The sequence below is a fragment of the Streptomyces sp. NPDC093586 genome (assembly GCF_044764905.1).
Lineage (GTDB): Bacteria > Actinomycetota > Actinomycetes > Streptomycetales > Streptomycetaceae > Streptomyces.
On the sequence record NZ_JBIWJA010000018.1, the window covers coordinates 24,740 to 46,856 of the forward strand.

At 73.8% G+C, this 22,117-nt stretch carries 18 protein-coding genes; 5 read left to right on the forward strand and 13 right to left on the reverse strand.

Going from position 1 to position 22,117, the window contains the following annotated elements; genetic code table 11:
• Positions 1-158: 158 nt before the first annotated feature.
• Positions 159-1,838 carry a PucR family transcriptional regulator gene (locus ACIRFH_RS19760; protein WP_403522257.1) on the reverse strand — a complete coding sequence of 560 codons (1,680 nt, stop codon included), beginning with the start codon at positions 1,836-1,838 and terminating at the stop codon, positions 159-161.
• Between the two features lie 277 nt (positions 1,839-2,115).
• On the reverse strand, positions 2,116-4,257 hold the full coding sequence (locus ACIRFH_RS19765; RefSeq protein ID WP_403522259.1) for an ATP-binding protein: 2,142 nt from the start codon (positions 4,255-4,257) through the stop codon (positions 2,116-2,118).
• 249 nt (positions 4,258-4,506) lie between these two features.
• Here ACIRFH_RS19765 and gabT point away from each other — a divergent pair, with 249 nt between their 5' ends.
• Both gabT and ACIRFH_RS19775 read left to right on the forward strand, forming a co-directional pair.
• The gene (gabT, locus tag ACIRFH_RS19770; RefSeq protein ID WP_403522261.1) at positions 4,507-5,841 is read left to right on the forward strand and encodes a 4-aminobutyrate--2-oxoglutarate transaminase; all 1,335 of its coding nucleotides are present in this window, start codon (positions 4,507-4,509) and stop codon (positions 5,839-5,841) included.
• A 554-nt stretch (positions 5,842-6,395) separates the two neighbouring features.
• Entirely contained in the window at positions 6,396-7,088 is a 693-nt protein-coding gene (locus ACIRFH_RS19775; protein ID WP_403522263.1) for a phosphatase PAP2 family protein, read from the forward strand.
• Between the two features lie 67 nt (positions 7,089-7,155).
• Here the strand turns inward: ACIRFH_RS19775 and ACIRFH_RS19780 are convergent, their stop codons facing one another.
• The 7 genes from ACIRFH_RS19780 to ACIRFH_RS19810 form a co-directional block, all read right to left on the reverse strand.
• Positions 7,156-7,614 carry a hypothetical protein gene (locus ACIRFH_RS19780; protein ID WP_403522265.1) on the reverse strand — a complete coding sequence of 153 codons (459 nt, stop codon included), beginning with the start codon at positions 7,612-7,614 and terminating at the stop codon, positions 7,156-7,158.
• A gap of 127 nt (positions 7,615-7,741) precedes the next feature.
• Positions 7,742-9,169 carry an NAD(P)/FAD-dependent oxidoreductase gene (locus ACIRFH_RS19785; RefSeq protein WP_403522267.1) on the reverse strand — a complete coding sequence of 476 codons (1,428 nt, stop codon included), beginning with the start codon at positions 9,167-9,169 and terminating at the stop codon, positions 7,742-7,744.
• Between the two features lie 35 nt (positions 9,170-9,204).
• A complete protein-coding gene (locus tag ACIRFH_RS19790; protein ID WP_403522269.1) occupies positions 9,205-10,005 on the reverse strand; it encodes an ABC transporter permease in 801 nt (266 codons plus the stop codon).
• Positions 10,006-10,935, reverse strand: a complete 930-nt coding sequence (locus tag ACIRFH_RS19795) for an ABC transporter permease (RefSeq protein ID WP_403522271.1) — start codon at positions 10,933-10,935, stop codon at positions 10,006-10,008.
• The gene (locus ACIRFH_RS19800) at positions 10,935-12,134 is read right to left on the reverse strand and encodes an ABC transporter ATP-binding protein (RefSeq protein WP_403522273.1); all 1,200 of its coding nucleotides are present in this window, start codon (positions 12,132-12,134) and stop codon (positions 10,935-10,937) included. The genes ACIRFH_RS19795 and ACIRFH_RS19800 overlap by 1 nt, the downstream gene beginning before the upstream one ends.
• 5 nt (positions 12,135-12,139) lie before the next feature.
• Positions 12,140-13,387, reverse strand: coding sequence for a spermidine/putrescine ABC transporter substrate-binding protein (locus ACIRFH_RS19805; RefSeq protein WP_403522275.1), 1,248 nt, complete (start codon positions 13,385-13,387; stop codon positions 12,140-12,142).
• A gap of 55 nt (positions 13,388-13,442) precedes the next feature.
• Positions 13,443-14,978 (reverse strand): gamma-aminobutyraldehyde dehydrogenase, encoded by a 1,536-nt coding sequence (locus ACIRFH_RS19810; protein WP_403522277.1) that lies wholly within the window; start codon positions 14,976-14,978, stop codon positions 13,443-13,445.
• A gap of 242 nt (positions 14,979-15,220) precedes the next feature.
• On the opposite strand from ACIRFH_RS19810, the gene ACIRFH_RS19815 reads away from it, so the two are divergent.
• Positions 15,221-15,796 (forward strand): NADAR family protein, encoded by a 576-nt coding sequence (locus tag ACIRFH_RS19815; protein ID WP_403522279.1) that lies wholly within the window; start codon positions 15,221-15,223, stop codon positions 15,794-15,796.
• A 330-nt stretch (positions 15,797-16,126) separates the two neighbouring features.
• On the opposite strand, the gene ACIRFH_RS19820 is transcribed toward ACIRFH_RS19815, so the two are convergent.
• Positions 16,127-17,095 carry a DUF4190 domain-containing protein gene (locus tag ACIRFH_RS19820; protein ID WP_403522281.1) on the reverse strand — a complete coding sequence of 323 codons (969 nt, stop codon included), beginning with the start codon at positions 17,093-17,095 and terminating at the stop codon, positions 16,127-16,129.
• A gap of 167 nt (positions 17,096-17,262) precedes the next feature.
• Between ACIRFH_RS19820 and ACIRFH_RS19825 the strand changes: the two genes are divergently transcribed.
• Both ACIRFH_RS19825 and ACIRFH_RS19830 read left to right on the forward strand, forming a co-directional pair.
• On the forward strand, positions 17,263-18,324 hold the full coding sequence (locus ACIRFH_RS19825) for an adenosine deaminase (RefSeq protein WP_403522283.1): 1,062 nt from the start codon (positions 17,263-17,265) through the stop codon (positions 18,322-18,324).
• A 14-nt stretch (positions 18,325-18,338) separates the two neighbouring features.
• On the forward strand, positions 18,339-19,040 hold the full coding sequence (locus ACIRFH_RS19830) for a glycerophosphodiester phosphodiesterase (protein ID WP_403522285.1): 702 nt from the start codon (positions 18,339-18,341) through the stop codon (positions 19,038-19,040).
• A 208-nt stretch (positions 19,041-19,248) separates the two neighbouring features.
• Here the strand turns inward: ACIRFH_RS19830 and ACIRFH_RS19835 are convergent, their stop codons facing one another.
• The 3 genes from ACIRFH_RS19835 to ACIRFH_RS19845 are packed head-to-tail and all read right to left on the reverse strand — an operon-like array spanning position 19,249 to position 22,108.
• Positions 19,249-20,058 carry a cupin domain-containing protein gene (locus ACIRFH_RS19835; RefSeq protein ID WP_403522287.1) on the reverse strand — a complete coding sequence of 270 codons (810 nt, stop codon included), beginning with the start codon at positions 20,056-20,058 and terminating at the stop codon, positions 19,249-19,251.
• Positions 20,052-20,993, reverse strand: coding sequence for a PmoA family protein (locus tag ACIRFH_RS19840; protein ID WP_403522289.1), 942 nt, complete (start codon positions 20,991-20,993; stop codon positions 20,052-20,054). The genes ACIRFH_RS19835 and ACIRFH_RS19840 overlap by 7 nt, the downstream gene beginning before the upstream one ends.
• Positions 20,990-22,108: a Gfo/Idh/MocA family protein gene (locus ACIRFH_RS19845; RefSeq protein ID WP_403522291.1), complete on the reverse strand. Its 1,119-nt coding sequence runs from the start codon at positions 22,106-22,108 to the stop codon at positions 20,990-20,992. Before ACIRFH_RS19845 ends, ACIRFH_RS19840 begins: the two co-directional genes overlap by 4 nt.
• Positions 22,109-22,117: the final 9 nt, after the last annotated feature.

The following is a 22,117-nucleotide window of genomic DNA, read 5'->3' on the forward strand; positions in this document are numbered from 1 at the left end:
GGGGGTGGGGGTTCGACGGATTGGCGGGGTGCGGGCCTCGGGGGCGGGGTGGTTTCGCCCCGCCGCTCCTTCCCGTCCCGGCCCCGGGTCCCGCTTCGGCCCTGAACGGGCCTCGTCCTCGAGCTCCCCTGCGAGGGTGCCCCCGGGGCGGGCCCGGATCACTCCGGTGACGTCGCCTTCAGAGCCAGCCACAGCTCCATCCGTACGTCCGGGTCGTCCAGGGAACGGCCGAGGATCTCCTCCACGCGGCGCATCCGGTAGCGCAGGGTGTGGCGGTGGACGCCGAGGTCGGCCGCCGCCGCGTCCCACTGGCCGTGCCGGGAGAGCCAGGCGCGCAGGGAGGCCACCAGGTCGCCCCGGCCGGTGGCGTCGTGGTCGCGCAGCGCCCGCAGCAGTCCGTCGGCGAAGGCGCGCACCGCGTCGTCGGCGAGCAGCGGCAGCACCGAGCCGGCCGCCAGGTGTTCGTGCTCCACACAGACGCGGCCGCGGCGGCGGGCCACCGACAGCGCCTGATCGGCCTGCTTGTAGGCGGCGGACGCGGCGATGGGCCCGGACGGCGCCGACAGGCCGACGACCAGCCCTCCCTCGTCGCCGCCCGTGATCGGCTCCGGCGTCGGCCGGGACGCCTCCAGTGCCGCCGCGTACGCGGCGCAGGCGGCGACGGCCGCGCCCCCGTCGGTGGCCAGGACGACCAGCCGCTCCCCCTCGGGCACCACCAGCACCGCCTCGCCGGCCCGGGCCGCAGCCGACTCGACGACCTCGGCGAGGGCGCCGAGCGGATCGCCGCCGGTGTCGGCCGCGGCCTGCGCGGCGGCGGAGGGCTTGGCCACGGGCACGCGCGCCTGGGGCCCGGCATGAACCCGGGCGGCCGAGGCCGACGCCGACTCGGCGACGATCATCCGGAAGGGCGCGTCGAGCAGGTCGCCGTACAGGTCCCCGGCGACCGTGCGGGCGTGGTCCGGTTCACCGGCGAGGAGCATGCGCAGCACGGCCGCGCCGAGGCGTTGCTCGGCGGCGTGCAGGGAGCGGGAGCGTTCCGTGGTGAGCGTCAGCAGGGCGATGGCGGAGTGGACGGCGTACCGCTCGGCGGTGCCCAGCGGCGCGGCCGTGCCGACCGCGAGCGCCGCGCGGGCCTTGCGGGAGGTGCCCAGGGAGTGCAGCTCGACCCGGTCCGCGTTCTCGGACCGCCCGGAGTCGTCGGCCGCACCGACCACCGAGGAGGCCGGCGCGGGACGCTCGCGCAGCCGCTGCACGTCCGCCGTGAGCCGCGCCGCCCTGCGGACCGCCCACTCGGGTGCCGCGGCGACGACGGCGCCCGCGGTGTCGTACAGCGCCGCCCAGCCGTCGACCTGCGCGGCCAGCGCGGCCAGCACCCCTTCCGGACCGTCGGCCAGTGCCCGCTTGGTCAGCTCCCGCTGCGCCGCGAAGCCCGCCGTGACCGCCCGGTACTGGTCGGCGGCGATGGCGGCGGACACGGCCTTGCTGATGGCGAGGAAGGGGGTGCGGCGCGGTACCTCCAGCAGCGGCAGGCCCTCCCTGCGCGCGGCCTCGACCAGCGCCTCGGGGATGTCCTCGTAGTGGACCCCGACGGCGAACCCGAGCCCCACCACGCCGGCCCCGGCCAGCCGCTTCACGTACTGGCGCATCGCCTCCGGGTCCTCCGCGTCCAGCTTGAGCGCGGTGATCAGCAGGAGTTCCCCGCCCTCCATGTAGGGCACGGGGTCGGCGAGCTCGCTGGAGTGGGCCCAGCGGACGGGCACGTCGAGATGGTCCTCGCCCGCGCGCACGGTCAGTTTGAGCGCGGAGTGGTGGACGAGCGAGGCGAGGGTCGGGGGCATGGGGCCTTCAGGTCGGCGTCAGGGATGCGAGGGCGGTGCGGAGTCTCGGTGATCTTTTGGCCGCCGCGTATGAACGGCCTGTGTCGATTCTGCCTCACCGTACGGTCCCCGCGGGGGTGTCCCCGGCCGGAGGCGCTCCGTGGGCGGCCCTCCCTGCCGGAGACCTCGGCCGCGGGCGTCTCCCCGCCGAGACCTCGGCCGCGGGCGTCCGCCCGGCCGACGCCTCGGCCGCGGGCGTCTCCCCGGCCGGGGCCCGGGCGCGTCCCGTCCCGTGGGCTCAGCCGCGCAGGTCCACCAGCAGCGGCGGCGCGTGCTCCCCGCTCACGGTGGTCAGCGACAGCACCGCGTGCCCCGCCGGTACCGCGTGCGCCAGCTCGGACGCCGACCAGCGCTCGCGCTCGACCTGCCGCACGGTGACCGCCCGCGCGGTGGGCGCCTTGCCGGTGATCACCCGGCGCAGCATGTGGACGGCCTTGCCCGCCGGGGTCTCGGCGATGATCTGCCGGTCGGTGACGTCCCGGGCCTCGGTCCACTCCTTGCCCCAGACCTCGGCGAAGTCCTGCCCGTCCCAGGGCGTGAGCCCGGACAGCGCCATCCGGCACCCGATGGACCCGAGCAGCGGCCCGCGCAGCGGCCGCGGTACGTCGTCCAGGGTGCGCAGGGTCAGGACGACCCCGGCGCCCGCGGAGCGCAGCCGCTGGACGCCCCGCACGGCCTCCGGCGTGACGACGCCGCTCGCGTCGTCCAGCACCAGGCAGGCGAACAGCGACCGGTCCTCCCGCACCGACACGCTCGCCGTGAACTGGGCGAGCACCAGCCGGGCGAGGATGCGCGAGGCGTCCGCGTGGCCGCGTTCGGGCAGGTCGATGCGGACCCGTACCGGGTGGTCGAGGGCCTTGAGCGAGAACGGCCGGGTCTGTCCCGAGGTGTCGAAGAAGGAGGCGAAGGCGGGCCGGTCGAGGAGCGCCACCCGGTCGGCCAGGACACCGCCCACGTCACCGGGATGCCCCATCTGGCGTTCGCGGGCGTCCAGCTCGCGCAGCAGCGACTCCTGCCCGGCCGCCTGCAGGCCCCGGCGCAGCTCGGCCAGCGGTCCGGGCGTCCCGTCGAGCAGCTGCCGCAGCTCCGGTACGCCGGGGAAGCGTCCGTGGACCGCCCGGAACGGGCCGAGCAGCTGGGCGAGGACGGTGGTGGAGCGGCGGCTGTCGCTGCCCGGGTGGGGATCGGCGAGGTCGCCGACGAGGGCCTCGGCGAGCACCGCGGCGGCCTCGTCGGGGTCGGTCGTGCCGCCGTACAGGTCGAGGTCGTACACGGAGTCCGGGTTCCCGACGCGTACGACGACGTCGTAGGCGTCGGCCGGGCCGAGTCCGGCGCCCGCCGCGCCGACCACGACGACCGCGGCGCGGCCGGCCAGGGCGTGCAGGCACAGGGACTCGGCGAGCGGCCGCACGACCGCGCCGGTCTTGCCGGAGCCGGCCGGGCCGACGGCGAGCAGGGAGGTGCCGAGCAGGTCGGGTCCGAGGGCGAGGCCGGTGCCGCGGTAGGCGTAGGGGTTGCGGGCGTCGTCGGCGGCGGTGCCCAGCCGCACCTGCCCGGTGACCAGGTCGTGCCGGGCCTGGCGGGAAGGCAGGTCGCGGGCGCCGGAGGGGTGCGGGCAGGCGGCGGCGCCGTGGCTGAGCACGGCGCCGGTGAACGTGGCGAGGCTGTGCCTGCCGCGCACCACGCCCTGCCAGGCGCGGGCGATGCGGGCGTGGTCGACGTCCCGCATCAGCCCGGAGCGCGCGTCGGCGGCGAGCCGCTCGGCGGCGTCGACGGCACCGGCGGCGCGCAGGGCGGGCCAGGCGGCGGGGTCCTCCGCGGGCGCGGGCGCGGGGCCGCCGCCCGGGGCGGCGCGGCGCCAGGCGGGCGGTCCGTAGCGGCGCCAGATCTCGCTCCAGCGGCCGAGCCGGCCGACGCCGACCATGATGATCGCGGCGACCAGGACGTAGTAGGCGTAGACGGCCACGACCGCGCCGAAGCTGTGGGGCTGGGCCCAGGAGTCCGGGATCATCGCGTAGAGGGGCAGCAGCCACCAGCCGCCGAGGTAACCGTTCCACAGCAGCGACCAGATCAGCCAGCCGACGAGGAAGGCGATCAGCGCCCCGCTCAGCAGCTGCCGTGCCGGGATCCGCTCGGGCTCCTCCTCGGGCCTGGGCCGGTGTCCGAAGCGCCACACGCCGGGCGGCGCCTCGGGGCGCGGGGTGCGCAGCCAGGTCAGGAACGCCGAGCCGTCCGGCAGCGGCGGCACCGCCGGCGGCGCGGGCGTCCCGGGCTCGCGCGCGGGCCGCGGCGGCACCGCGGGCACTGCGGGCGGCCCCGCCGGACGCGGCACAGGATTCGCGTGCGTACCCCGCGTGTCCCGCATCCCGTCGCTGTCCATCGCCCTGCCCCCTGACCAGCCGCTCCGTCCACCATCAGCGAGCCAATCTAACGCCCTCCCAGGGCGAGTTCACCGCTTACGCGGCCGGGCCCGCGCCGACGTGTCCACATGTCGCCGCACCCGCCACCTGTCCACCGCGGACAACCGGCGGCGCGGACAACGCCCACATGGAGCATGCCCACCCCCCGCTCCCGGTCCTAGCCTGCGAGAAAAGAAGGCAAGCGTCCGAAAAGATCCACAGGAGCCCCCATGACCGCACTTCCGCAGGAGCGCCGCGTCGTCACCGCCATTCCCGGCCCGAAGTCGCAGGAGCTGCAGGCCCGCCGGACCGCCGCGGTCGCGCAGGGCGTGGGCTCCACGCTGCCCGTCTTCGTCACGCGCGCCGGCGGCGGCGTCATCGAGGACGTCGACGGCAACAGCCTGATCGACTTCGGCTCCGGCATCGCCGTGACCTCCGTCGGCGCCTCCGCCGAGGCCGTCGTGCGCAAGGCGTCCGCGCAGCTCGCCGACTTCACCCACACCTGTTTCATGGTCACGCCGTACGAGGGCTACGTCGCCGTCGCCGAGGCGCTGGCCGAGCTGACCCCGGGCGACCACGCCAAGAAGTCGGCGCTGTTCAACAGCGGTGCCGAGGCCGTCGAGAACGCCGTCAAGATCGCGCGTGCGTACACCAAGCGCCAGGCGGTCGTCGTCTTCGACCACGGCTACCACGGCCGCACCAACCTCACGATGGCGCTGACGGCGAAGAACATGCCGTACAAGCAGGGCTTCGGCCCGTTCGCGCCCGAGGTGTACCGCGTGCCGGTGGCGTACGGCTACCGCTGGCCGACCGGCCCGGAGAACGCCGGCCCGGAGGCCGCCGCCCAGGCCATCGAGCAGATCACCAAGCAGGTCGGCGCCGAGAACGTGGCCGCGATCATCATCGAGCCGGTGCTCGGCGAGGGCGGCTTCATCGAGCCGGCCAAGGGCTTCCTGCCGGCGCTCGTGAAGTTCGCCAACGACAACGGCATCGTCTTCGTCGCCGACGAGATCCAGTCCGGCTTCTGCCGCACCGGCCAGTGGTTCGCCTGCGAGGACGAGGGCATCGTCCCGGACCTGATCACGACGGCGAAGGGCATCGCGGGCGGTCTGCCGCTGGCCGCCGTCACCGGCCGCGCCGAGATCATGGACTCCGCCCACGCCGGCGGCCTCGGCGGCACCTACGGCGGCAACCCGGTCGCCTGCGCGGGTGCGCTCGGCGCGATCGAGACGATGAAGGAGCTCGACCTCAACGCGAAGGCGAAGCGGATCGAGGAGGTCATGAAGGCCCGCCTGACCGCCATGGCCGAGAAGTTCGACATCATCGGCGACGTCCGGGGCCGCGGCGCGATGATCGCCGTGGAGCTGGTCAAGGACCGCGCCACCAAGGAGCCGAACCCCGAGGCGACCGCCGCGCTCGCCAAGGCCTGCCACGCCGAGGGCCTGCTGGTCCTGACCTGTGGCACCTACGGCAACGTGCTGCGCTTCCTGCCGCCGCTGGTCATCGGCGAGGACCTGCTGAACGAGGGCCTCGACATCATCGAGCAGGGCTTCGCCCGCGTCTGAGCGGAGCACCTGGACGGACCCGGGCGCCCGCACACCTGCGCGAGCGCCCGCTCTGCGGTTCGCACGCCCGGTACGGCGACCCGCAGAGCGTGTGAAGAACGTGTGCGGGGTGGATGGCAGGACGCCGATGCCCCTGTCCTGGGCCCACCCCCTGTCGTAGGTTCTACGCAGATGAGAGATACACCCCGCCCACGGGGGACCGTGGGCGGAAGTCCAGGACGGGGCCTCCCCAGCTTCGGCCTGGTCGTGCCTCGCGCACACCACCGGAACCCGAGGGTTCCGGGTCTCCTCACCGATCGGACGGTCGCTCGCCCCACACCCCCCGGGGCGCGCGACGTTCCGGTCAGGACGCCGCCTCGGCACCCGGGACGGTGATTCACCGAAGGGCCGGCGCACTCCCCCCTTGTGCCGGCCCTTCAGTGTGTCCACGCGCGGGTGCCGTGCGGCGCCCCGGCCGTGGCCGGGTCCGGCTCGCGCGCACGCTCCCGCGGCGTCCGTACACTCTTCGCGGGCGGTGGGCGGACGCGGGCGGGAAGCCTGTCAGGCTGGTGGGCATGCCGGATTCCTCACCCCGCCCGCCCCGTGGCCCGCTCGGGCTGTTCGCCGTGCCCGTACTGCTCTTCGCGCTGATCACCTGGCAGGTCGTCGCCGACGGGCCGCTGGTGGGGCTGGACGAGCGGGTGAGCCGGGCGCTCGTCCACCCGGACCGGTTCTCCGAACTGCTGGCCGACCTGGGCAACGTGCAGGTGGCGGTGCCCGTCCTCGCCGTCGCGCTGGCCGGCGTCGCGTGGCTCGGGCGGGCCGGAGGCGTGGACCGCTGGTGGCTGCCGCCCCTCGCCGGGGCCGCGGCGATGGTCCTGGTGCCGGCACTGGTCGTCCCGCTGAAGGAGTGGACCGACCGCCCCGGCACCCCGGCGGTGCCGCCGGCCGTCGGCTACTACCCCTCCGGCCACACCGCCACCGCGGTCGTCGCGTACGGCGCGGCGACGCTGCTGCTCCTTCCGCTGCTGCGCGCGCCGGCCGTCCGCCGCCTGCTCGTCGTGCTCTGCGCCGTCCTCGTCCTCGGCGTCTCCTACGGGCTGGTCCGCCGGGGCTATCACTGGCCGCTGGACGTGGTGGCCAGTTGGTGCCTGGGGGCGGTCCTGCTGACGGGTGTGTCGCTGCTGCTCGGCCGGAGTACGGGTCGTACGGGTCGGTGTCCTTCCGGCACTCCCGGTCCGCGTACGGATCCCGGAGGGTCTTCGTGAGGAGCGGCCGGTCCGTTCCCCGCCCGTCCGCCGTCCGCCGGGGGCGGCGTCGCCCGCCCGGCGCGGCTCACCGCTCGCCCTCCCCCGCCGCGAGGCCCGCCGCCGCCTCGTGCATCGCCAGTTCGAGGAGGGCCGGGTCGGTGAGGGTGCCGGATCCGTCGGGCGGGATCAGCCAGCGGACGCCGGCGGCCGACGGCCGCCCCGGGTGCGGCACGACGATCCAGGTGCCGGGTCCGGCCGTCCGGACGCCGGTGCCCAGCCAGCGGGCGGCGGTGCCGGGCGGCACGAGGAACCCCGTGCGCGCGTCGCGGGAGTCGGCGAGCACGGGGCCGGGCTGGTCCAGGACGCGGAACAGCACGTCGAGGGTCGGGCAGCCGAGCCGGCTCGGCAGGAAGAGCACGTCCCAGGCCTTGCCGGCGGGCAGCAACGCGATCCCCTGGGGGTTGCGCTCCCACTCCCGCCGGCAGGCTCCGGGATCCGGTGCGACGGATGCCAGCCACGCGACCGCCGTCTTCGCACCAGGCATGTGAGGACCTCCCTCTCGCTCGTGGACGCGGGGTGCGTCACGAGGGAGAGGGAGGTCCCCGGGCGGCATTACGCGGGTTGTGGTGCCTCGTTGGGGTGAACCGGGTCACTCCCCGAGCGCGGCCGGGTCAGCTGTCGAAGCCGAGGCCCAGCCTGTCCATCGTCCGCAGCCACAGGTTGCGCCGGCCGTCGTGCGCGTCCGCGCGGGCCAGCGACCACTTGGTGAGCGCGATGCCGGTCCAGGCGAAGGGCTCGGGCGGGAACGGCAGCGGCTTCCTGCGGACCATCTCCAGCGCGGTGCGCTCGGTGCGCTCCCCCGCCAGCAGGTCGAGCATCACCTCGGCGCCGAACCGGGTCGCGCCCACACCGAGGCCGGTGTACCCGGCGGCGTAGGCGACCCTGCCCCGGTGCGCGGTGCCGAAGAACGCCGAGAAGCGCGAGCAGGTGTCGATGGCGCCGCCCCAGGCGTGCGTGAAGCGGACGCCCTCCAGCTGCGGGAAGCAGGTGAAGAAGTGCCCGGCGAGCTTGGCGTAGGTCTGCGGGCGGTGGTCGTACTCGGCGCGCACCCGGCCGCCGTACGGGTAGACCGCGTCGTAGCCGCCCCACAGGATCCGGTTGTCGGAGGTCAGCCGGAAGTAGTGGAACTGGTTGGCGCTGTCCCCGAGGCCCTGCCGGTTCTTCCAGCCGACCGAGGCGAGCTGCCCGTCGGTGAGCGGCTCGGTCATCAGGGCGTAGTCGTAGACCGGGACGGTGTACGGGCGCACCCGCCTGACCAGGTTCGGGAAGACGTTGGTGCCGAGCGCGACCGTGCGGGCGCGGACACCGCCGTACGGGGTGCGTACGGCCATGCCGGCGCCGTACGACCGCAGGGTGAGCGCCGGGGTGTGCTCGTGGATGCGGACGCCGAGGCCGAGGCAGGCCCGCTTGAGGCCCCAGGCGAGCCTGGCGGGGTTGACCATGGCCACGCCCCGGCGGTCGTACAGGCCCGCCCGGAAGGTGGGCGAGTCGACCTGCTCCCGCACGGCGTCGGCGTCCAGGTACTCGATGCCGTCGGCGAGGCCCTTCGCGCGGATCTCCTCGTGCCATTCCGCCAGTTCCCGGGCCTGGTACGGCTCGGTCGCGACGTCGATCTCGCCGGTGCGCTCGAAGTCGCAGTCCAGGGAGTACCGGGCGACCGCCGCCTCGATCGCGTCGAGGTTGCGGGCGCCCAGCTCCTCCAGCCGGTGGATCTCGCCGGGCCAGCGGGTGAGGCCGTTGGCCAGCCCGTGGGTGAGGGAGGCGGCGCAGAAGCCGCCGTTGCGGCCGGAGGCGGCCCAGCCCACCTCGCGGCCCTCCAGCAGCACCACGTCCCGCTGCGGGTCGCGTTCCTTGGCGAGCAGCGCGGTCCACAGTCCGCTGTAGCCGCCGCCGACGACCAGCAGGTCGCAGGTCGTGGGGCCGGTGAGGGCGGGCTCGGGGCGGGGGCGGCCGGGGTCGTCCAGCCAGTACGGGACCGGCTGGGCGTCGGAGAGGGATGTCGTCCGGTCGTTGCTGCGGCCCGTGACGCTCGGGACCATGATGTCAACTCCCTGCGAATGCGTGACGCGGCGTCTTACGCCTTGCGGCGGTTGCGGCGGTTGCCGAGGACCATGGAGACCAGGACGAACAGCACGGCGACGACGAACATGGCCGTACCGATCACGTTGATCTGCACGGGCGTTCCGCGCTGGGCCGATCCCCAGACGAACATGGGGAAGGTGACGGTGGAACCCGCGTTGAAGTTGGTGATGATGAAGTCGTCGAAGGAGAGCGCGAAGGCGAGCAGCGCGCCGGCGGCGATCCCGGGGGCGGCGATGGGCAGCGTGACCCGGACGAAGGTCTGGAAGGGCCCGGCGTACAGGTCCTGCGCGGCCTGCTCCAGTCGCGGGTCCATCGACATCACGCGCGCTTTGACGGCCGTCACGACGAAGCTGAGGCAGAACATGATGTGGGCGATGAGGATCGTCCAGAAGCCCAGCTGGGCGCCCATGTTGAGGAACAGGGTGAGCAGTGAGGCGGCCATCACGACCTCGGGCATCGCCATCGGCAGGAAGATCAGCGAGTTGATCGCGCCGCGCGCCCGGAAGCGGTAGCGGACCAGGGCGAAGGCGATCGCCGTGCCCAGCGCGGTGGCGCCGAGCGTCGCCCAGAAGGCGATCTGGAGGCTGAGCGACAGTGAGCCGCACAGTCCCGCGACGCCGCACGGGTCCTTCCAGGCGTCCGTGGAGAACCGCTGCCACTCGTAGTTGAAGCGCCCGTTGGGCCGGTTGAACGAGAACACCGTGACGACGATGTTGGGCAGCAGGAGGTAGGCGAGCGTCAGCAGCCCGGCGATCACGACCAGGTGGCGCTTGAACCAGTTGACGAAGGTCATCTAAACCAGATCCTCCGTGCCGGACTTGCGGATGTAGACGGTGACCATGGCGAGGATCGCGGCCATGAGGATGAAGGACAGCGCCGCGGCCGTCGGGTAGTCCAGCACCCGCAGGAACTGGGACTGGATCACGTTGCCGATCATTCCGGTGTCGGCCGAGCCCAGCAGGGAGGCGTTGACGTAGTCCCCGGTCGCCGGGATGAAGGTCAGCAGCGTGCCGGAGACCACGCCCGGCATCGACAGCGGGAAGGTGACCTTGCGGAACACCGTGGACGGCCTCGCGTACAGGTCGCCCGCCGCCTCGTGCAGCCGCCCGTCGATCCGCTCCAGCGACGTGTACAGCGGGAGGATCATGAACGGCAGGAAGTTGTACGTCAGACCGCACACCACCGCGAGCGGGGTGGCCAGGACGCGGTCGCCGGCCGTCCAGCCGAGCCAACTGGTGACGTCCAGGACGTGCAGGGTGTTCAGGGCGCCGACGACGGGTCCGCCGTCCGCGAGGATCGTCTTCCAGGCCAGGGTGCGGATCAGGAAGCTGGTGAAGAACGGCGCGATCACCAGGATCATGATCAGGTTGCGCCAGCGGCCGGCCCGGAACGCGATCAGGTAGGCGAGCGGATAGCCGAGCAGCAGGCACAGCACGGTCGCGGAGGCGGCGTAGGCGACCGAGCGCAGGAACTGCGGCCAGTACTCGGACAGGGCGTCCCAGTAGGCGGCGACGTGCCAGGTGACCTTGTAGCCCTCCTCCAGCGAGCCCGTCTGCACGGACGTGGAGGCCTGGTAGACCATCGGCGCGGCGAAGAAGACGAGCAGCCACAGGATGCCGGGCAGCAGCAGCCAGTACGGCGTCAGGCGGCCCCGTCCGCGCGGGGGCTTCTTCCCGGGCGCGGTCGGGGCGAGCGGTGGCGGCGCCTCGGTGAGGGTGGACATCAGGCGGCCTCCTCCGCGGTCTCGACGCCCGCGTCGCCCATCGTCCCCGCAAGCACGGACTGGGCGGCGTCCAGGCCGAAGGTGTGCGCCGGGTTCCAGTGCAGGACGACGTCGGCGCCGGGCGCCAGGCGGGGGTCGCGGTCGATGTTCTGGGCGTAGACCTCGAACCCGGGGCAGGCCGCGCAGTCGACGACGTACTGGGTGGAGACGCCGATGAAGCTGGTGCTGCTGATCTTGCCGGTGATGCGGTTGCGGCCCTCGGGGACGGCGCCGGCGTCGTCCGCGTGCGTGAGGCTGATCTTCTCCGGGCGTACGCCGACCAGCACCTTGCCGCCCGCCCGGGCCGGCGCGGAACACCGGGCGCCGGGCAGGGCCAGCCTGCCGCCAGCCGCCTTCACCACGAGGTCGTCGCCGCTCGCGGAGACGACCTCGGCCTCGATGAGGTTGGAGGTGCCGAGGAAGTTGGCGACGAAGGTGGTCCGCGGGTTCTCGTACAGGTCGGCGGGGGCGCCCAGTTGCTCGACGCGGCCGGCGTTCATCACGGCGACCCGGTCGGCCATCGTCATGGCCTCCTCCTGGTCGTGGGTGACGTGCACGAAGGTGATGCCGACCTCGGTCTGGATGCGCTTGAGCTCCAGCTGCATCTGACGGCGCAGCTTGAGGTCGAGGGCGCCGAGGGGCTCGTCGAGCAGCAGCACCTCGGGGTGGTTGATCAGGGCGCGGGCGACCGCGACGCGCTGCTGCTGGCCGCCGGAGAGCTGGTGCGGCTTCTTGCGGGCCTGCTCGCCGAGCTGGACGAGGTCGAGCATCTCCTCGACCTGCTTCTTCACGCTCTTGATGCCGCGCCGGCGCAGGCCGAAGGCGACGTTCTCGAAGATGTCGAGGTGCGGGAAGAGGGCGTAGGACTGGAAGACCGTGTTGACCGGCCGCTTGTAGGGCGGGAGCGCGGTCACGTCCTGGTCGCCGAGGTGGACGGTGCCGGTGCTGGGCTCCTCCAGTCCGGCGATCATGCGCAGGGTCGTGGTCTTGCCGCACCCGGAGGCGCCGAGCAGGGCGAAGAAGGAGCCCTGCGGCACGGTGAGGTCGAGCGGGTGCACGGCGGTGAAGGAGCCGTAGGCCTTGCTGATGCCGGTCAGTCGGACGTCGCCGCCGCGGTCCGTCGTGTCTGTCTGGGTCTTCTGGGTCTTCTTCGTCGTCATCTGCGTCACGCCCCCGTGAGCTTCGCGAACTTCTCTTCGTAGGCCGTCTCTTCCTTCGCGCTGAGCAAGCGGAAGTCGTGGGACCGGGCCTGCATGGCCTTGTCGGGAATGATCAGTGGGTTGTTCGCCGCCTTCTCGTCGATCTTCGCGAGCTCGTCCTTCACGCCGTCGACGGGGCAGACGAAGTTGATGTAGGCGGCGAGCTGCGCGGCCGGGACCGGCTCGTAGTAGTAGTCGATGAGCCGCTCGGCGTTCGTCTTGTGGCGGGCCTTGTTGGGCACCAGCATGTTGTCGCTGCCCGTCATGTATCCGCTGTCCGGGATGACGAAGTCGACGTCCGGGTTGTCCGCCTTGAGCTGGACGACGTCCCCGGCCCAGGCCAGGCAGGCCGCGAAGTCGCCCTTGGAGAGGTCGGAGGTGTAGTCGTTGCCGGTGAAGCGGCGTATCTGGCCGCGGTCGACGGCCTTCTGGAGACGGGCGACCGCCGCGTCGTAGTCGTCGTCGGAGAAGCGTGCCGGGTCCTTGCCCATGTCGAGCAGCGTCATGCCGACGGTGTCGCGCATCTCGGTGAGGAAGCCGACGCGGCCCTTGAGCCTGGGGTTGTCGAGCAGGTCGGAGACCGACTTCACCTCGATGCCGTCCAGCGCCTTCTTGTTGTAGGCGATGATGGTCGAGATGGCCTGCCAGGGGTACGAGTAGGCACGGCCCGGGTCCCAGTCGGGGTCGCGGAACTGCTGTGACAGGTTGGCGTAGGCGTGCGGCAGGTTGGCCGGGTCCAGTTTCTGGACCCAGCCGAGGCGGATCAGGCGGGCGGCGAGCCAGTCGGTGAGCACGATGATGTCGCGGCCGGTGTCCTGGCCGGCGGCGAGCTGCGGCTGGATCTTGCCGAAGAACTCGTTGTTGTCGTTGATGTCCTCGGTGTACGTGACCTTGATGCCGGTCCGCCGGGTGAACGCGTCCAGGGTCGGGTGCCGGTTGCCGCCGTCGTCGACGTCCATGTACTCGGTCCAGTTGGAGAAGGAGACCTCCTTCTCCTGCTCGGACCGGTCCTCGGCGGACACGCCGCCCCGGGTCTTGCCGGCCGCGGGGATGCCGCAGGCGCTCAGTGTCCCGAGGCCGCCGGCCGCGAGCGCGCCGCCCGTGGAGGCGCGCAGCAGCGAGCGTCGGGTGAGGGCGGCCCTGCCGTTGGCGAGACTGCGCCGCATGGCGGCCACTCGGGCCGGGGACAGGCGGTCGGGCTCGTACTGCTCCATGCGCGTGGTTGCCCTTTCGGGTGGGTCGGCCGTGGTCGGCGGCCTGGCGTGATGGCTAACGGTCCCCGAAGACGGTGCGGTGCCAGTCCTTGCGGACCACCGCGGTGTTGTCGAACATGACGTGCTTGACCTGGGTGTACTCCTCGAAGGAGTACACGGACATGTCCTTGCCGAAGCCGGACGCCTTGTAACCGCCGTGCGGCATCTCGCTGATGATCGGGATGTGGTCGTTGACCCACACGCAGCCCGCCTTGATCTCGCGGGTGGCGCGGTTCGCCCGGTACACGTCCCTGGTCCACGCGGAGGCGGCGAGCCCGTACGGGGTGTCGTTGGCCAGCCGGATGCCCTCGTCGTCGCTGTCGAAGGGCAGGACGACGAGGACCGGTCCGAAGATCTCGGACTGGACGGCCTCGCTGTCCTGCGCGGCGTCGGCGATGAGCGTGGGCCGGTAGTAGGCCCCTTCCTTCAGGTCGCCCTGCGGGGCCTCGCCGCCGGTCACCACGCGCGCGTAGGAGCGCGCCCGGTCGACGAACCCGGCGACGCGGTCCCGCTGGACGTGGCTGACCAGCGGGCCGAGGTCGGTGTCCGGGACGAAGGGGTCGCCGACGCGGACGGTGTCCATGAGGGCGGCGGTCCGCTCCACGAACGCCTCGTACAGGGACCGCTGCACGTACGCGCGCGTGGCGGCCGTGCAGTCCTGGCCGGTGTTGATCAGCGCGCCCGCGACCGCGCCGTGGACGGCGGCGTCGAGGTCGGCGTCGTCGAAGACGAGGAAGGGCGCCTTGCCGCCGAGCTCCAGGTGGAGGCGTTTGACGGTGGCCGTGGCGACCTCGGCGACCCGCCTGCCGACGGCGGTGGACCCGGTGAAGGAGGTCATGGCGACGTCGGGGTGGCCGACGAGGTGCTCACCGGCCTCCCGCCCGGTGCCGGTGACGATGTTGATCACGCCGTCGGGGATACCGGCGTCCGTGGCGGCCTGGGCGAACATCAGGGAGGTCAGCGGGGTGATCTCGGCGGGCTTCAGGACGATGGTGTTGCCCGCGGCGATCGCCGGGAGGATCTTCCAGGCGGCCATCTGGAGGGGGTAGTTCCAGGGCGCGACGGAACCGACGACGCCGATCGGCTCGCGGCGGACGTACGAGGTGTGGTCGCCGGAGTACTCGCCGGCCGACTGTCCTTGCAGGTGGCGGGCGGCGCCGGCGAAGAAGGCCGCGTTGTCGATCGTGCCCGGCACGTCGAACTCGCGGGTCAGCTTCAGCGGCTTGCCGCACTGCAGGGACTCGGCGCGGGCGAAGTCCTCGGCGCGCTCGGCGAGGACGGCGGCGAACCGGTGCAGGGCGTCGGAACGCTCGCCCGGTGCGGCGCCGGCCCAGCCGGGGAACGCCTCCCGCGCGGCGGCGACGGCCGCGTCGACGTCGTCCGGCCCGGCGAGTCCGTAGGTGAGGACGTCCTCACCGGTCGCCGGGTCGACGACCGTGTGCGTACGGCCGGAGGTGCCCTGCGTCAGGCGGCCCGCGATGTACTGCGCGCCGTCCGCGAAGCGCTGCTGGGCCGGGAATCGGTCCGGGGTGGCGTGGCCCGGGTGGTGCATGTCGGCTCTCCTCGTTGTTCCCGCGACAGGTCCGCGGCAGGAAGGCCCGTGACGGGAGTCCCCATGACGGGGCCGGCGTGGCTCAGGCCCGATGTGAGTGCCGATCCTGACAGAGCACCAGGGAGCCAACAAGTGATTCCGTTGTTGCCATTTGGTTACGCGACGGAATCTGTCGACCAGGTGTCGAGTCGCCGCGGAAAAGGACGAACGGAGTGTCAGTGGCGCGTGCCAGACTCGCGTGCATGGAGAGGATCACCGGGGCGGCGAGGACGATCGACAGCACGGAAGCGCTGCTCGGAGAGGTCCGGGCGGGCACGAGGATCAAGTACCTCTGCTTCTGGGGACACCGGCCGCTCCCGGACGGCCGGATCGGACCGAGCTGTCTGAGCCAGTGGTGGCCGTCGCCCTTCACCGTGGACGGGGTGGAGTACGCGACCGCCGAGCACTGGATGATGGCGGGCAAGGCGCGGCTCTTCGGGGACGCGGAGGCGGAGCGGCGGGTGCTGGCCGCGGGGCATCCGGCGGAGGCCAAGAAGGCGGGCCGGCTGGTGCGCGGCTTCGACGAGGCGGTGTGGGAGCGGGAGCGGTTCCGGATCGTCGTCGAGGGCAGCGTCCACAAGTTCGCCTCGGCCCCCGCCCTGCGGGCGTTCCTGCTGAACACCGGCGAGCGCGTACTGGTGGAGGCGAGCCCGGTGGACCGGGTGTGGGGCATCGGTCTGACGGCGGACGACGAGGGGGCGACGGATCCGGAGCGGTGGCGGGGCGCGAATCTGCTGGGGTTCGCGCTGATGGTGGCGCGGGAGCGGCTGCGGGGATGAGGCGGGCGCGGTGAGGCCGGGCCGAAGGCATGGTGGGGGGCGAGGGGCGCCGGGCGGGCGCCCTGCGGGTCGTCTGCGCACCGGGGCCGACGACACCGCCGGTCCCATGGCCGACTCGGCCGCTGGTGCCGCGGCGGGCGACGTTCGCCCGGTGAGGAGCGGCGTCCGGTGCGTGCTCCGGGGGTCCCCCCGGCCGGAGGCTGGGGAGTGCCGGCCGGAAGCCCTCGTACCGGACGTACTCGGGCTTCCGTCCGGTGCGGCGAGTGGGGGCACCCCCTCCGGGGGAGCCTGCCGGGCGTCGCGACGGGGCGGACGTCGCCTGTCGCGGCACTAGGTGAAGAGCACCAGGGCGCCGAAACCGATGCCGAGCACGATGCCGACGGCTCCGCAGATGACGCCGGCCAGGGCCTGGCCCGGGTTGGTGGCTTCGCCCCGGCGGCCCTTGCCGCGGCCGATCGCGCCGAAGACGACGCCCAGGACGCCCAGGACGATGGCGAGCGGCCACAGGCAGAAGACGACGGCCGCGACGATGCCCAGCACGAGACCGGCCGTTCCCATCCCGTTGCTCGGCATCGGCGCCGTGCCCGGCCAGCCGTAGTGACCGTGCGGCCCCGGGCCGGCGTAACCGCCCGGCCCGGGGCCGCCGGGATAGCCGTAGGGGACCTGCCCGGGGCCGCCGGGGGCGATGGGCGGCGGAGGGACCGCCTGGTCCTGACCGGCGTACGGCGGTGTCGGGGCCAAAGGCGCGAAGGGGCCCGCCGCACCGTTCGCCGGCGCGGCCGCTCCGGGCGGTGCGAAGGGATCGGCACCGCTCGCGGGGGCCGTCGCACCCGGCGGCGCGAAGGGGCCGGCCGCGGCGTCCGCCGGTGCCGGGGCCCCGGGGGCCGCCCACGGCGGGGGCTGCGTGCCCATGGCCGGCATGGACGTGACCGTCCGCTGGTCGTGGACGGACGGGGCCGACCACGGCACCGGCCCGTTCGACGCGAGGGTGCCGCCGGGGCCGCCGGGCGCGGACGCGGCGTCGTCCGCCGGCGGCGCCCACGGATCGGCTCCGGAGCGATCGGTCCCGGGCCGCGCGTCGGCGCCCTGTCCCGCGGGCGTCGCCCGGCCGGGGCTCCCCGCCGGGCGGTCCGGCTTGTCGAGGCCCACACCGGGGACCGCGTCCGTGATCCCGTCGGCTCTCCCGCCGGCCGGCGCGGCCCAGGCGCCGGCCGGCGGGTGCGGCCGGGGCGCGGACTCGTCCCCCGCGGCTCCCGGCGTCCGCTCGTCGGCTCGCGGCGGCTGCGCGTCGTCGGGCATGCGCGGGATCCCCTCTGTTCGAACGTCCCGTCATGCTACGGCCCGCCCCCGCCGGGCACGGACCCGGCCTACGATGATCCCGGATCACCGATCAGCCGATCATCCGCGTCCCACGGGACCCGCCCGCCCCCGGGCGGCCCCAGGACGCCGTTCCGGGGAGGAACCCCTTGACCGAGCACCTCGTCGAACCCGACGTCCCGCGCGACCTGCACGCCTTCATCGCCGGACTGCCCAAGGCCGAACTGCACGTCCACCACGTCGGCTCCGCCTCCCCGCGCATCGTCTCGGAGCTGGCCGCCCGCCACCCCGACTCCAGGGTCCCCACCGACCCCGAGGCCCTGGCCGACTACTTCACGTTCACGGACTTCGCGCACTTCATCGACGTGTACCTGTCCGTCGTCGACCTGATCCGCACCCCGGAGGACGTGCGGCTGCTGACGTACGAGGTGGCCCGGGACATGGCCCGGCAGCAGGTGCGCTACGCCGAGCTGACCATCACCCCGTTCTCCTCCACCCGGCGCGGTATCGACGAGGGCGCGTTCATGGACGCGATCGAGGACGCCCGCAAGGCGGCCGAGGCCGAGTTCGGGACCGTGCTGCGCTGGTGCTTCGACATCCCCGGCGAGGCCGGTCTGGAGTCGGCCGAGGAGACGACGCGGCTCGCCACCGACGACCGGCTGCGCCCCGAGGGGCTGATCTCCTTCGGCCTCGGCGGACCCGAGATCGGCGTGCCCCGGCCGCAGTTCAAACCGTACTTCGACCGGGCCGTCGCCGCGGGACTGCACTCGGTGCCGCACGCGGGCGAGACGACCGGCCCGCAGACGGTGTGGGACGCGCTCACCGACCTGCGCGCCGAACGCATCGGCCACGGCACCAGCTCCGCGCAGGACCCGAAGCTGCTGGCACACCTCGCCGAGCGCCGGATCCCGCTCGAGGTGTGCCCGACCTCGAACATCGCCACCCGCGCGGTGCGCACCCTGGACGAGCACCCGATCAAGGAGTTCGTGCGCGCCGGAGTCATGGTGACGGTCAACTCCGACGACCCGCCGATGTTCGGCACCGACCTCAACAACGAGTACGCCGTCGCCGCCCGGCTCCTCGGCCTCGACGAGCGGGGGCTCGCGGACCTGGCGAAGAACGGCGTCGAGGCGTCCTTCCTCGACGGGCCCGGCAAGGCCCGGCTGCGGGACGAGATCGACACGTACACCGCCGCCTGGCTCGCCTCCTGAGACGGCCCGTCACCATGAACGCCCCGCGCGACGTGACCGCCGTGGCCCACCGCGGTGATCCCTACCGCTTCCGCGAGAACACGATCGACTCCCTGCGCTCCGCCCTGGCCCGCGGCGCGGACGCGGTGGAGGTCGACGTCCGCCTCACCCGGGACGGCGTGCCCGTGCTCCTGCACGACGAGACCCTGAAGCGCCTGTGGGAGCGGGACCGGCCGCTGCGCTCGCTGTCGGCGCGGGAGGTGAGCGACCTGACGGAGGGCCGGGTGCCGACGCTCGCGGAGGCGCTGACCGTCTGCGACGGCAGCCGGGTGATGCTCGATCTGCCGGGTGCCCCCGACGTGCGCGCGGCACGGCGCGTGGTGGACGCCGTGCACGCGTGCGGGGCGCAGGACCGCGTGTACTACTGCGCGGGTCCCGCCGCCATGCTCGCCGTGCGGGCCGCCGACCCGGCCGCCGAGATCGCGCTGACCTGGACGACGGTGGCACCGCCGAGGCCCGCGCTGCTGGCGGCGGTGCGGCCGCGGTGGCTCAACTACCGGTTCGGGCTGGTGGACCGGGCGCTGGCCGAGCGCGTCCACCGCGACGGCCGTCTGCTGTCCGTGTGGACCCCCGACACCCGCCGCTCGATGCGCCGCCTGCTCGCCCTGGGCGTCGACTCGATCACGACCAACCGCATCGACACCCTGTGCGCCCTGCGCGCCGGCCGCCGCCCGTAGGGGCGGCCCCGCACACGTACCCGGGCACGTGAGGGGATCGGGGACGCGGACGGCGTCGGTTCGCGCGTCGGCGTCCCCGCTGCCCACGCCCCGCCGGCTTCCCGCCGGGGCCGGGCCCCTGCCCCGCTCCCGCGCCGATGCCCCGTCGTGCGTGCGGGCACCTCTGTGGTGGGTGCTCGTCCCGCCGGCCGGAACGGTCACCGGCGCCTCACCGTCGTCGGCCCTGCGAAGGCGTTGGCGTGGCGGAAGCGGCCGTGTCGATACTGCGGGGTCGACAGGGCAGCGTCGCGCCCTCGATGCCGTACTCCTCGCGCCGGCCGCACATACCGAACCCGCCGTACCGGGTCGGGGTCGCGGAGTGGGCGGTCGCGGCGGCCAGGTAACCGTCGGCGTCACCCCGTTCCAGGGCGTCGAGTTGGGTGCCGGTCCGCTCCGCGGCGGCCAGGGCGCCGGTGCGCCACAGCTCGCGCCAGACGGCGACGCGCGGGCGGACCAGGGCGGCGGCCGCCCGCTGGAACTCCCGCAGCGGTCCGGCGTCGCCCGCGGCGAGCGCCTCGCGCAGCGGCAGGTAACCCTCGACGGCGAGGTCGCGCCGACGCCGCGCGGCGGCCTCCGCCTCGGGCCCCTCCGGGGCCGGCAGGGCGGCGGCCGTCGCGTACTTCTCCGGGTCGGCCAGGTACGCGGGCGGGAACGTGAACACCGCGTCCCCCGCCTCCGGCAGCCCGCTGTTCTGCATCAGCACGGTGATCCGCAGGCCGCCGCCCTGCACCATGCGGTGCACGGTGCCCGGCGTGAACCACGCCACCGAGCCCGCCTCCAGCGGCGTCTCCCGGTAGCCGTCGGGGCTGAGCGTCTGCACGGCGCCCCGGCCGCCCGTGACGACGTACGCCTCCGTGCACACCAGGTGCAGGTGCGGGCTGCCGCCGCAGACACCGTCCGCCGCCTCCCAGTCGTACGCGGACAGGTGGGACAGGCCGACCGCGCCGGGCAGCGGGCGGTCGAGTCCCGGGCTCACCACGGCAGTTCCGCGAGGCGGGAGGCGACCCGCTCGCGGTCCCAGGCGCCGTCGGCGACGACGATCCGGTACCGGTAGCGGAACGTCTCACCGGTGCCGAGCGCGAACTCCTCGAAGAACGCCCAGGAGAACGCCACGGTCGGGATCGGCTCCGCGCGCACGAACCAGTGCGAGGCGTGGACGGCGTCCTCGTTCTCGGGGGCGTGCGCGAAGACGAGCGTCGAGTGCGCGTCGACGTCGTCGTGCTCGGCGGTGAACGCGAGCCACGGCCCCTGCGTGCCCATCAACTCGCCGCCGGACAGGCCGGGCCGGGGGCCGAGGACCGTGCCGCCCGTGAAGTCGCGGGGACCGCGCCACTGCAGGCCCGTGTAGCCGGCCATCTCGCGGCCCGCCGTGGTCGGCGAGCCGAAGTGTAGCGGCTCGCCGTCGGCGCGGGTGTTCGTCAGCCCGATCGACCAGTCGACGGCGTACGAGCCGGACCCGGCGTCCACGGAGTGCACCCGCACGCCGCGCTTCTCCCGGGCCCACTCGGCGCCGCCGTTCTCGATCCAGGTCAGCGACTCGGTGAAGGACAGCTCGTCGCCCGTGACGTCCACGGCGTCGAACCCGTCGTGCCGCATCGAGCCGATGCGCTCGGGCAGCCGCAGATAGCCCTCGCCGTGGACGTAGCAGTTGCCGCCCCAGAAGTTCTGCCCGGAGAGGTGGCTGGCCGTCATCTGCAGGCCCTTGTGCCAGCGGTGGTCGCTCGGCCGGTAGCCCGTGACCAGGTTGCCGGACAGGGTGCGCAGCGGGTGGACGTAGGGCTTGCGGGCCTCGAACGCGTCCGGGTCCGGCTTGTAGACGTACGAGAACAGGTCCGTTCCGGTGGCCGTGGCGCGCACCGTGATGCGCTCGCCGTGGACGTGGGTGACCTCGAGGAGTTCGGGGGCGCTGCTCACCGCTTCGGGCTCCAGTCCGGGTGGTCGCCGTGCATCGCGGTGTAGAACGGGTCGCCGGGTCCGATCTCGCCCGCCCGGACCGGGTTGCCGGTGAAGGCCGCCTTGTACAGCGCCGCGGCGAACTCCAGCGTGCCGCGGGCGTCCTCGCCGCTGCCGGGCGGGCGGGTGCCGGCGTCGTACGCGTCGAGCAGTGCGGTCAGCTGCGCGGTGTGCGAGCTGGGCACGTCGGCGGTGGGCGCGGGCGGCTCGGGGGCGCCGGGGGCCGGGGTGTAGCGCCAGTCGTCGTTGGTGTGCCCGTACAGGTGCGTGAGCTCGACGGTGGCCTTCTCGCAGTCGACGCGGACACGGCTGGTCTCGTCGGGCGAGAGCACGGAGTTGACGACCGTGGCGAGAGCACCGCTCGCGAAGCGCACGAGTGCGGTCGAGACGTCCTCGCTCTCGGTGTCGTGCACCAGGCGGGCCGCCATCGCCCGGATCTCGGTCCACTCACCGAGCAGGTGCAGCATCAGGTCGAACTGGTGGATGCCGTGGCCCATCACCGGGCCCCCGCCCTCGGTGGCCCACCGGCCGCGCCAGGGCACCTCGTAGTACCCGGCGTCCCGGTACCAGGTCGTCTGGCAGTGGGCGACCAGCGGGCGGCCGAGCGTGCCCGCGCCGAGCAGCTCGCGCGCGTGCACCGCACCGGAGCCGTAGCGGTGCTGGAAGACGACCGACGCGTACGCGCCGCTCGCCTCCTCGGCGGCCGCGATCTCGTCGTACTCGGCGAGGGACAGCGTCAGCGGCTTCTCGCACAGCACCCAGGCCCCCGCCTTCAGGGCGGCGACGGTCTGCTCGCGGTGGAACACCGGCGGCGTCCCGATGAGGACGAGGTCGGGCCGCGCCTCCTCGAGCATCGCGGTGAGGCCGGTGTGCGCGGTGACGTCGGGGAAGCCGGCCTCGGCGGCCTTCGCACGGAAGGCGTCGAGGCGCTCGGCGTCCACGTCCACGGCCGCGACGAGCTCGGCGCGCCCGCTCAGAGCGGCGAGGGCCGGAAGGTGGCTGCCGGTGACGATGGCGCCGGTGCCGACGACGGCGACACGACGGCGGGGGGCCGGGGTGGGTGAGGGGAATGGCATGCGGCGGTT